General features: G+C 69.6%; 1 protein-coding gene. It reads left to right on the top strand.

Features of this window, described 5'->3' with window-relative positions:
• The first annotated feature begins 237 nt into the window (after positions 1 to 237).
• Positions 238 to 2,034, top strand: coding sequence for a phosphomethylpyrimidine synthase ThiC (gene thiC / locus G5C65_RS36070; protein WP_165303270.1), 1,797 nt, complete (start codon positions 238 to 240; stop codon positions 2,032 to 2,034).
• Positions 2,035 to 2,124 lie beyond the last annotated feature (90 nt).

The following is a 2,124-nucleotide window of genomic DNA, read 5'->3' as shown; positions in this document are numbered from 1 at the left end:
GGCCGGGGGGCGGGCCCGGCGGCGGGGAATGGCTCACCGACCGATCATCGCAAGAACGTCCCTGCGGGCTGTTCAGTATGCGCGGTGTGCCGTTAGCGTAGAGACGCCTTTGCACATCGCGGGAGCTCCGAGCACGGGGCTGAGAGGGCGCTGACCTCCGTAGCAGGACTGCGGAAGCCGCTGCGTCGACCGCCGAACCTGTTACCGGGTAATGCCGGCGTAGGGAGTGGGTCTGAAATGACCATGCAGGATGCACACACGCCTGCCGAAAACGGCCGCGGCGAGACCGCGCACACCGTCATCGGCTCGCACAAGGGATACCGGGAGGGGTCCCGCCCGGACATCCGGGTCCCCGTCCGCCGGGTGCACCTCACCAACGGAACCGATGTGACGCTCTACGACACCTCGGGCCCGTACACCGACCCGCAGATCACCACCGATGTGCGCCGCGGCCTCCCGCCGCTGCGCGAGAACTGGATCGTCCAGCGGGGGGACACGGAGGAGTACGCGGGGCGCGAGCTGCGGCCCGAGGACGACGGCCTCAAGCACACCTCGCCGCGCGGCGGGCTCCGCAACCTGGACGCGGTCTTCCCCGGACGTCCGCGCCAGCCGCGCCGGGCCGGGCGCGGCGCGTCCGTGACGCAGCTCGCGTACGCCAAGCGGGGCGAGACCACGCCGGAGATGGAGTTCGTCGCCGTACGGGAGGGCCTGAGCCCGCAGTTCGTACGGGACGAGATCGCGGCAGGCCGCGCGGTGCTCCCGGCGAACATCAACCACCCGGAGACCGAGCCGATGATCATCGGCAAGAACTTCCTGGTGAAGGTCAACGCCAACATCGGCAACTCCGCCGTCACCTCCTCCATCGAGGAGGAGGTCGAGAAGATGACCTGGGCGACCCGCTGGGGCGCCGACACCGTCATGGACCTCTCCACCGGCCGCAACATCCACACCACCCGGGAGTGGGTGCTGCGCAACTCCCCCGTGCCCATCGGCACCGTCCCCATCTACCAGGCGCTGGAGAAGGTCGACGGCCGCGCCGAGGAGCTGAGCTGGGACGTCTACAAGGACACCGTCGTCGAGCAGTGCGAGCAGGGCGTCGACTACATCACCGTGCACGCCGGCGTCCTGCTGCGCTACGTCCCGCTCACGGCGCGCCGCAAGACCGGCATCGTCTCGCGCGGCGGCTCGATCATGGCGGCCTGGTGTCTGGCGCACCACCGGGAGAGCTTCCTGTACGAGCACTTCAGCGAGCTGTGCGAGATCCTGCGCGCCTACGACGTCACGTTCTCGCTCGGCGACGGGCTGCGCCCCGGCTGTGTCGCGGACGCCAACGACGAGGCGCAGATGGCCGAGCTGGACACGCTCGGGGAGCTGAACCGCATCGCCCGCGAGCACGATGTGCAGACCATGATCGAGGGCCCGGGGCACGTCCCCATGCACAAGATCAAGGAGAATGTGGACCGCCAGCAGGAGGTCTGCGACGAGGCGCCGTTCTACACCCTCGGCCCGCTCACCACCGATATCGCACCCGCGTACGACCACATCACCAGCGGCATCGGCGCCGCGATGATCGGCTGGTGGGGCACCGCGATGCTGTGCTACGTCACCCCCAAGGAGCATCTGGGGCTGCCGGACCGGGACGATGTGAAGACGGGTGTGATCACCTACAAGATCGCAGCGCACGCCGCCGACCTGGCCAAGGGGCATCCGGGGGCGCAGGAGTGGGACGACGCGCTGTCGGACGCGCGCTTCGAGTTCCGCTGGGAGGACCAGTTCAACCTGGCGCTGGACCCGGACACCGCGCGCGCCTTCCACGACGAGACGCTGCCGGCCGAGCCCGCCAAGACGGCGCACTTCTGCTCCATGTGCGGGCCGAAGTTCTGCTCGATGAAGATCAGCCACAGCATCACGGAGCGCTTCGGCTCCGATGACTCCGCCGAGCTGAGCCCGGAGGAGATCGAACGCGGCATGCTGGCGAAGTCCAAGGAGTTCGCGGAGGCGGGCAACCGCGTCTACCTCCCGATCGCCGACTGACCCGGCGAGGGGGCAGGTCCTGCGGCCTGCCCCCTCCCGGTGTCCGCCGGGCAGGCGGCCCGTGCCTCCCCCCTCGTGGCACGAGCCACC

It is taken from the genome of Streptomyces boncukensis, assembly GCF_011045075.1.
GTDB lineage: Bacteria > Actinomycetota > Actinomycetes > Streptomycetales > Streptomycetaceae > Streptomyces > Streptomyces boncukensis.
Note: the sequence above shows the minus strand (reverse complement) of the source record. Positions and strands in the feature narration are given on the sequence as shown.